The organism is Candidatus Kryptobacter tengchongensis (assembly GCF_001458555.1).
Taxonomy (GTDB): Bacteria; Bacteroidota; Ignavibacteria; order Kryptoniales; family Kryptoniaceae; genus Kryptonium; species Kryptonium tengchongense.
In genome coordinates, this window is record NZ_CZVH01000075.1 from 1 (window position 1) to 9,555 (window position 9,555).

The following is a 9,555-nucleotide window of genomic DNA, read 5'->3' on the forward strand; positions in this document are numbered from 1 at the left end:
GTCCGATTGAATATAATTCCCATCAATATCATAAACCTTCAAATAATAATGATGATAAAACGGATTCCTTCTCTTTATCCCCTCAAGGCTCAAATCAGCGAATTGAAAATAAACAAGAGTATCTATAACATGAATAGAAATTGCATATGAAAATTTTAACGCTAATTCGTTTATCTTCGGAATAGGAAGATTCCAAGGCATATCCTCCTTTATTGGTCTAAATTTGCCTTGAGTTCCAAAAACCTTTACCAAATTATAATTCCTATCATATTTGTAAATTCTATATGTTCCTCTCACCTGCGATGTGTAGATATTACCAAACTTATCAAATGCTATAAGAATATGTGTATAATAAACTTTGAATTTCTTAAATATCTCATCAGAAACTCCAAACAGTTTAAGCACATTGCCTTGGGTATCAATAACTGCAACTAATTTTGATTTATATATCTCTGATTCATTGAAATACATAGGTTCAATTATTCCAACACAAATTTTGCCATCATGAACCCTGATACTTCTAATTGGACCCACCAAATTTGAACGTAATTTAAATGAATTTATAAAATTCCCCATCGTATCAAACACAGAAAATCTCATATTCCCCATATCAAAAATATAAATTAGACCATTGTCATCAATATCAAAATCCATTATTTCCTTAATTTCACCTGGACCACTTCCCCTCCTACCAATGAATTTTTCTATATCACCCTTTTTATTTAAAACAACTATAATATGTTGAAGTCTATCAGAAATGAAAATCTTCCCAAACTTTACCCTTACAAATAAAATCTCACTTATAAATTTATCTTTCGTTTCCTTTATTAAAATTTCAGAGACCCTCTTTAATTCACAAATCTTATTAGGCAAAGTAAAATTATAAACTTTGGTTTCACCCCCTTTCTTGCATGACACTAACAATAACACTATTAATAATCCAAATTTAAGCTTCATATATAACTGAGCCTAAACTTGTTTAACACAAGAAAGCAAGGAAACAAACCCACAACCTAAAATTACCAAATTACTGCGGAGGCTCAATAATGATATCATCAAAACAATTTTGAGCAGGCGGTTGACATGTTCCAAGATTCTCCATCCACGTCCGCCTTGGCGTAGTTTGAGCTTTTGAATAACTTCAAGAGCAAATATAATACTAATTACAAATTAACACTAATCAGCCAAAATCTAAACCGATGTCATCCTATTCCAAATCCTGAAACAACGAAAATAAACCCAATTACGATTCTTAAAACTAAACTCAATTTAATAATCATAAATCAAACCAAATTTTTTTCTCACTCAAAATTTAAATCATCAAAATTTTTTGTCAAGAAAAGGGGAAAATTTTTATACTCCGATATCACGCCAGAATCTAAAACCAATTTACTCTCACTTAAACATTACCTCCCACTTTGAAATTGATGTGTCACTAACCCCATAATAATATCTACCATCAAAATATCCGTATTTAAATTTCTCAGGGATCTTAAACGAATATAAATACTCACCCGTCATAGATGAATAAACATCTATAAATGTCGTTGAATCCTCAACCTTTAAATTCTTACCACTCGTTATATATATCTTATCCCCAACCAAATTCATACCTAAAGATGATAATTCTTTATCTTCCCCAACTTTATATATCGGTCCACTTTTAGTTTCTATAACTTTAACTTCTGGCAACTTGATATCATCAATTGTCCTCATTAAATATTTTAATGCTCCTTTCTCAATATCAATCGCAAGAAAACAATTTAATCTTTGAAACGCACAATATAAAAATTTTTGATCAGAACACACATCGCTTATTCCAGCAAGCAAAGAAAATTCAACTGAATTGGAATTCTCCGGAAAAATCTTCTCGCCCAAGGAATATAAATAATTACCCGATATATCATAAACATCAAATAAATATTCAATTGGGATTGCCCGATACAGTATAATTTTCTCCCCTGTTAAACATATTTGCATGGACATATTCTTAGGTCTAAAACTTCGCTTAATTGAATTATCATCTCCAAGTGCTGTAACAATACCAGTATATGGATCATTAATCCATACCCTTAAATCATTATCAACAACAAAATCCACTGGGTTTAAAAATTCCCCTGGACCTTTACCCCTACCCCTACCATATGAGCCTATAAATTTCCCAGATAAAGAAAACTTTTTTATCTTTAAATCCCCTCTATCAAGCAAATAAAGATATAAATTTCTCTTGTCTAACTTTAACTTAACAGGTGAAAATAGAGAATCACTGGTTCTAAATACTCTTTTTACAATCACTTCCTTAAATATTCTATTCTTTATCTTTTGCTCTTTACAATACTTATTAGATTGAAAGGTCAAAATATTCCGATGCTCATTATTAAATTCCCTCACCAAGAATGAAAAAGTAAAACTAATAACTAACCCAAAAACTAAAATAAATAACCAAATTTTAAGATTCATGCCAGTATAAAACTTTTTTATTTAATCCCCAAGCAGGGCGTGAATTTAACAACCGTTTTATCAAGGTCTAAGGCACAAAATCGGATAGCCATTACAGGGAATTATCGCACAACCCGTATTACCACCCTCACAACCAACATCGCTACATATTATTCCCTCCCTGCATCCTTCTCTAGCATAAGATTCACTTAAAAAAGCTAACCCGATAGAAATAACCATAAAAACGATAATTGCTATTTTCTTTAATTTTCTCACTTTAACCCCCTCCCTTTGTTTTTTGTTAAATTAACCAAAACAATTAAAGAAAGGAAAATCAATATAAAATTTTGAATTAAATGTAACAGATTAACTTTCCCTCTCATAAATAGCACACCACAACCACATTCCGAAGTTGAACCAATCAAATACTCATAAAAAATAAAACCTGTAAAAATTAAAAGCATGATAAAACCAACAATAATTGAAATCCTCATACTGCCTTCAAAAATCAATCCAACACCAATCCATATCTCCAAAAATACTATCGGAAATGTTAAAATCTCAAGCGACTTATCAACACTGATTAACACGCTTCTGAAAACATCTATATCTAAAATCTTACTTATTCCGGCACTTATAAAAACCAAACTCAAAAAATATGAAATAATCTTCGTTTCATCTAACCTGTCTAATATTTTTAAAAACTTAGCAATCATAAACCAAGCCAAAGTTATTTTCTCACTCAAAATTTAAATCATCAAAAATTTTTTGTCAAGAAAAGAGGGAAAATTTTTACGGAAAAAATTTACGGAAATTCTTTACGGAAAATTTTTACACCTTACCCTCACACCAACCCTTCACCCCCCCCATAAAATTTTCAAATAATCCTGAACCAATTTTTCCTTAACTCCAAAATTCTCATCCAACTTTCTTTTAAACTCTAACGGTGAAATGCCCAATTTAAATTAGGTCCACAACTCAACGCTTTACTTTCAATGGGATAAACTCGCAAATATATATCACAGGATTGGGTAATTCATAGGGCTTATCTCCCAAGGGTTGATACGAAAAATAAACATATCCCTCACGATCAATAAAAATCGGATACATTCCATCTAAGTTAAATGAGGTTAAAACTTTTTCTTCAGGTAAATAAAATATCTCCAGATAATTCTTTGTTTTTTGCTCGTCCGGTATCTGAATAATTATGAAAAATATATCACCCAAATTTAAAACTGGTGAAAGTATCGGAGTAAAAGTAGAAATGTCAATAAATGAATCGGGCGTTAATTTAGGATATCTATATAAACTTGAATTTACCTTTATATCTTTGAGCTTTTCCCCGCTCAGATTAAATATCCGAATAACATACTCATATGGATGAATTAAAAAAATTCTATTTTTGTAAAGAACACATCCACCAACCTTACCAGATATAGGCATTTTAATTGATTTAATAAAATCGCTCGACTCACAAAATGTAAATAATAATTTGCCGTTTTTTGAATTAAAACAGGAAACCATATCTTCTTGGATATACCCGGCACCATATACATATAACCTCTCTGATACCAAAATCATATGTTCCCCCCTTCTTCTAATATTAAAACTAAACTGATATTTGCCCGTAGTATCATATGCAGAAACCCGTGATAATTTTATATCCAAAACATAAATAAGTCCATCTTTATCATTAAATTTAACATCTATCGGATATAGAAACTCGCCAGGTCCACTGCCCTTGTTCCCCAGCCTCCTCAAGAACTCACCTTTAGAGTTAAAAATATAAATTTCCCTTGTTATCCCATCGCTTATTAAATAATTTCCATTTGGTAATTTAATAAACTGATTTACTGAGCCAATAACCTGATCTTTAAATATTATTGAATCTTTTATGGCAAAAAGTTCACCAAATTTTTTAGCTTTTTTGAGATTTTCTACATCAATGAATTTAGATTCATACATAGAGTATGGTAAATCCCCTAAATCCTCAGTGATGATTTTACGAGCAACCGTAAAAAGTAAATAAGAAAAAAGCATAACGAGAGATAAAACAATTATCAAATTAAATATCCTCAAGGTATTCGTTCCGAAGGTGATTTTCATTTCTAAAAATTAAAGTTTGTTATATACTTAACAAAATATAATGTTTTTTCTATCTTACCTCGTTCTGAAAAATGCACCTTTATCACCCTTAAATTAGAATCCACAAGAATAGCAATTACTTCATAACCATTAAGATTTTTGATAAATTCTCTAAACTCGCCATTATCTCTTAAAACAGGAAAGGGTATCTGCCCCGCCTTTAAAAGATAGAGCATGAGATCATCCCTTAATCCAACATTAACAGCTATCACCCCTCTCCGGAGCTTGTAAAAATCATAAAATAATTTACTCCAGATATCAATCTCATCTTCAAAACAAGAACGGCATCCACCTACAATTAAAATAAAACAAATAAATGAATAATCCTTAAAACCCGCAGATGTCCATATTTTACCGTAATAATCTCTAAAATTATTTTTTAATTCCAATTTTTTGCCAATAAGTGATGTATCAAGTTTTAAATACCGTTCCAATTCATTTAATTTTTTTTCACTTTCATTAACCAATTTCTGCAAATAGGAAATTCTGAATAAAAAGTAGAAACTTATTATAACTAATGTCAGTATGAATAAACCGCGTTCAGTTTTCATTGCCTATTGTCCACTTTTTAATTTAAACACCCCTATTCTACAATTTTGATTTAATTTAGTTTTAACCATTTCATCAACAATGATGTAAACTTTATCTAAATAGGTGCCCATAATAAGCGAATAGGGCATTTTTAAATCATGAGCAACTATTTGAGCAGTCTTGAGATCAATTATATCAACTTTTTTGTGGCGATATCTGTTGCTTTTTTCAAGTATGATTTTATTTTTTGATTCAATAATGTTAAAACTTAAAACATAATATTCAGGCTGCTTCTTTATCATTACAAAGTCGGTTATTTTACCATCGGGAGTAATTTTAACTATTTTATCTTCAAATGAAAAATAAATAACCCCATCAGAGGTAACTCTAAATAATCCAGTGACACCTTCGCCTGGTTTTAGCTTTACTCTCAATATCTCATCCCAAGTATTGCTTTTGGGATCAAATTTCACAAATGCTGGAACTAATGTATCACGAATACCCTCGTTAAAGTAAAAGAGTGAAAGATAAATATAATCTTTAAAACCTTGCATTTGCCAAACATATTGAAACGGCACCGACCACTGTCTTTGCTTTATAAATTTTCCTTCTATCTTCACATTAACTAAATGATGTGATATAACATCCCAGCAATAGATACTGCTGTCTTTCTCAGAAACACAAATTGGACCAGAGGAGTCAAAAAGTTTTTTAATTATAACTCCATTTGTGTCAAGCATGAAAACACCATAATTGGGGTAAGATATAATTATTGCATCATTTATAATAGCAAAATACCCCGGATGAATTATTACTGGCATCTTTATTGATCTTATCGTAATCTCATTAACAAATTCAAAATAATCTCTATAGTCCTTCTGGTGTAAAAGAAACGATATTATTATAAAGGATGATATTTTTAACAATCTGTACATCTGCACAAAAATGCACCTCTGTAAAAGTCAACGCATACAACTCTCACACCACTTGGAGTGGCACACATTATAGCGGAACATGGGTTCCCGCTTTGTTCGGCTTTTAAAAAAATCGGGGTGATAAGTTCAAATGCTAAAATTATCAACATAGATAATAATAATGCTGCTATTAACATTTTTACTTTCATTTTTCATCCCTCCTTTTATTTATTTTTAAATTGACCACCATCGTAAAACCGCCATTTGACAATAATTGTATCTCTTATCTCATAGAAAAAATCCCTATATATAAACCCATGCTTTTGAATCCGATAGGAGAATAAATATTCGCCATCCTGTGCAGAATAAAAATCCATAACTGTTTCTCTCCTCTTAAGACCTGACCCGCTCCTTATTAAAATCTTCCCATCAAAAACTCTTACATCAAACGATGCAATATCACTATCTTCCGCAATTTTCATCCCTCCTTCTCTGCCTTTACCAAAAGTAAAAACTCTCGGAAAAACGTTTTTATCAAGGGTTTCAATGACATATTTTAAATTAAAATTATAAACATCATAGCAAATAAGAAAACCAAAATAATGAAAGGTTAAGAATAAATTCCCATTATAAACCTCAATATCACCGGTAAAAGCGATAGGAAACCTTGACTGTTGATCTATCAAATCGCAACCAAATTTTCTTATTAAAACTCCATTTGTATCATATAGTTCAAAAAAGCAATCAAACGGAACCGCTTTCAGAATTACAAATCTACCTCCATCTAACACCCTTAATTTAGATGCCATACTTTGAATTCTTAACAATTTGTACAATCTCCCATTTCTATCAAAAATTTGGATTAACCCAAGCCCTGCATCGTAAATCCAAACCCTTCCGCTTTTATCTATATCCATATCCATTGGAAGCGTAAATTCACCAGGACCTTTACCTTTTCCCTCACCTATTTTTACAAGCAATTCCCCGGTCGGTGAAAATTTACTAAGTTTATAATCATAATCCCAACAATAAACATTATTATTAACATCAATTCTAACTCCACCCCAAAATTTAAATGATGTTATACTATCACCTAATTTAAGTTCCCTCCAAACCCTACCTTTTTTCTTCTGAGTTTTTACCTCATGGTTAAACTTTATAGAATGCAACTGCATATTTGCCTTGCTAATCTTCGTGTATCGCAAACATAAAATTGAAATAGAAACAACAAATAACAGAATAAGTAAAACAAGCCGTAAATGTTTCATATCCGTTTGAATATATTTTAAAAATTTAAACCGGATAAGGGGCGGGCTTGTAACATACAATATCACCTATGCTTGCACATACCCAGCAATTACCTGGAGGACAACCAATACACCCAGCTCTATCTTCACAAATATCTCCCCATGCCAATGCAATGTTAGTAAAATTTAAAATATCGCTTATTAACACAATATCAGTTAAATATCTCATTTCTTATCCCTCCTTTTTGTTTTTTAAACTTACCAATGTTAAAAACAAAACAAGGGATAAATTCTCAACAAACATAGTTAATCCAACCTCCCTCTTAATAAACCTGCCAAAACATCCACAACCCTAAAACAAGCAGTAATTTATTTGAAAAGGTGCTTTAACAATTTGTAAAAACTATATCTCTTTGTTTTATCACCTGACACAGGTATATATGTTAAAAATATCTCCTTATTTTCATTCACAACCACAATACAAGTTCTAAAAATATCATATATGAAAAAATTTTTATCCAAGAGAATAAAAATCGGAAATTTTGAAGATATTCTCTTAATGTTATCAACGAAAACAGCGCTATCCAAACCAAAACCTTTAACCATTACAATCCCTAAAATTTTAGAGTTTTCTAAATTTGATATTGAATTAAGTTCATCTATCTCATCTCTTATGCAGTTTAAACAACTTTCCTGCGAAATAAACATAACTATTACCCTTTCGCTTCTTTGAGCCTCTGAATATAAACTCGTTTCCTTTAAACTTTTAATCTCAACTAACCTAAGGTTATCTAATTTCTTCCCCGAAAACTCCCACTCCATCTCATTATTCTCAAATAACCCTTCAAGAATTTTATTTACCTCAATAGCCTTATCTATCTGCTTCACTAAAACCAAATTGCGAATAACCTGAAATATATTCAGCAAAATAAGAAGAAAAATAATTAAATACAGATGAATTATTTTTGCATATTTTCCCTTTTGTTCCATTTCAAACTGTAAAGAGCTATTTTCGGATTTGTATTTTCACTTTCTGAAGGAACAATAAAACCAACTTTATCTCTATAAGTGAAAGCAATCAAATTTTGAACACTTATGTTTCCACCAATGTGCTGACCCTCCGTGGTATATATCTCTAAATACATAATCGGTGTTCTATTTACATCATGATTTATAAGCTGAACGATTATTAAATTTGGTTCAAGAAAGAAAAGATCATATATCATCGTTTTTTCATAAATTAACCTTTGCAATGTTCTCCTCTCTATATTTCGCAACCCTTTCTCAAAACCTTTATAATACTTGGGTACATTTCCAAACTTTTTTACCAACTTTCCTTCACTTGAAAACTTAAATATATTAAAATTCGTCGGAAGAATTTGATACAGATTATCCCCATTATCAACAACAATCCCACCAGCAGAAGAAACATGAATTAACACCTCCTCATATTCCTTAGGTAGAGGTGAAAACGATTTTAAATGCTCACCCCTGAAATCATATACATCAATTGTATTCCCATCTCCCGGTTCAAACTTCTGAATATATAACTTATTTGATCCTGAAAATAATCTAGAGGGATACCCGCGAATTTGAAAACTTCTAATGAATTTCCCAACGCTATCATAAACAATAATCTTATAAGAACTCGCATCAAAAACATAGATATTCCCAGATTTATCTACCTGTAGCCTCGTTGGACTTCTATATTCACCTGGTCCTTCTCCCTTTGACCCTAATTTTTTTATAAATTTACCATCCTTGGAAAACAAAAAAACATCATCTCCGTATTGATCAAGTATAACGATTGTTTCATTAGGTAACATTCTCACCTGAACCGCTTGACCAACAACAGGACCTGTTAATAACACCTCCGATGATAACTGGACTTCCCCAACTTTCTCAAAGATCTCATCAAACGAAATTTTATAAAATTGTGGTTTTAGAGTTTGGTTCCGCTTAACCAACAAGAAAACCAAAGATATACAAATCAAAATAATTGGAATTATTAGTAGTATATGAAATCGCTTTCGCATGGTAATACCTATTTAATTTTTCGTTGTTCTCTACCTACAATTAGCAATCTCCTTGCACACAACAGTTCCACCACTCACCCACACTACATGAATATCCTCCCTTAACACACCTGCAACTCTGACATCCTCCGCGACCCAAACCACAAAAACAGAGCGCCGGTAGAGCAATATCAAACGGCTATAATAAAAACATCTATTATTATCTTCAAAACATTATAGAAAAGACCCTAGAATAAAAATTAA

At 31.3% G+C, this 9,555-nt stretch carries 9 protein-coding genes; all 9 read right to left on the reverse strand.

All coding sequences use genetic code 11. From position 1 onward, the window contains the following. Nucleotides 1–918, reverse strand: a 918-nt coding sequence (locus AT685_RS06255) for a 6-bladed beta-propeller (protein WP_159420494.1), incomplete at its 3' end; no start/stop codon positions are given. A gap of 477 nt (nucleotides 919–1,395) precedes the next feature. Further along, entirely contained in the window at nucleotides 1,396–2,295 is a 900-nt protein-coding gene (locus tag AT685_RS06260; RefSeq protein WP_143713155.1) for an NHL repeat-containing protein, read from the reverse strand. 416 nt (nucleotides 2,296–2,711) lie between these two features. Then, nucleotides 2,712–3,155 (reverse strand): MauE/DoxX family redox-associated membrane protein, encoded by a 444-nt coding sequence (locus tag AT685_RS06265; protein ID WP_072151981.1) that lies wholly within the window; start codon nucleotides 3,153–3,155, stop codon nucleotides 2,712–2,714. A gap of 262 nt (nucleotides 3,156–3,417) precedes the next feature. Beyond that, nucleotides 3,418–4,545: a 6-bladed beta-propeller gene (locus tag AT685_RS06270; RefSeq protein ID WP_072151982.1), complete on the reverse strand. Its 1,128-nt coding sequence runs from the start codon at nucleotides 4,543–4,545 to the stop codon at nucleotides 3,418–3,420. Between the two features lie 2 nt (nucleotides 4,546–4,547). Continuing rightward, a complete protein-coding gene (locus AT685_RS06275; protein ID WP_072151983.1) occupies nucleotides 4,548–5,135 on the reverse strand; it encodes a hypothetical protein in 588 nt (195 codons plus the stop codon). Nucleotides 5,136–5,138: 3 nt separating this feature from the next. After that, nucleotides 5,139–6,050 (reverse strand): hypothetical protein, encoded by a 912-nt coding sequence (locus tag AT685_RS06280; protein ID WP_072151984.1) that lies wholly within the window; start codon nucleotides 6,048–6,050, stop codon nucleotides 5,139–5,141. A 203-nt stretch (nucleotides 6,051–6,253) separates the two neighbouring features. After that, nucleotides 6,254–7,204 carry an NHL repeat-containing protein gene (locus tag AT685_RS06290; protein WP_143713795.1) on the reverse strand — a complete coding sequence of 317 codons (951 nt, stop codon included), beginning with the start codon at nucleotides 7,202–7,204 and terminating at the stop codon, nucleotides 6,254–6,256. Nucleotides 7,205–7,645: 441 nt separating this feature from the next. Continuing rightward, on the reverse strand, nucleotides 7,646–8,164 hold the full coding sequence (locus AT685_RS06300; protein WP_143713157.1) for a hypothetical protein: 519 nt from the start codon (nucleotides 8,162–8,164) through the stop codon (nucleotides 7,646–7,648). Between the two features lie 71 nt (nucleotides 8,165–8,235). Next, nucleotides 8,236–9,243: a 6-bladed beta-propeller gene (locus tag AT685_RS06305; RefSeq protein WP_072151989.1), complete on the reverse strand. Its 1,008-nt coding sequence runs from the start codon at nucleotides 9,241–9,243 to the stop codon at nucleotides 8,236–8,238. Nucleotides 9,244–9,555 lie beyond the last annotated feature (312 nt).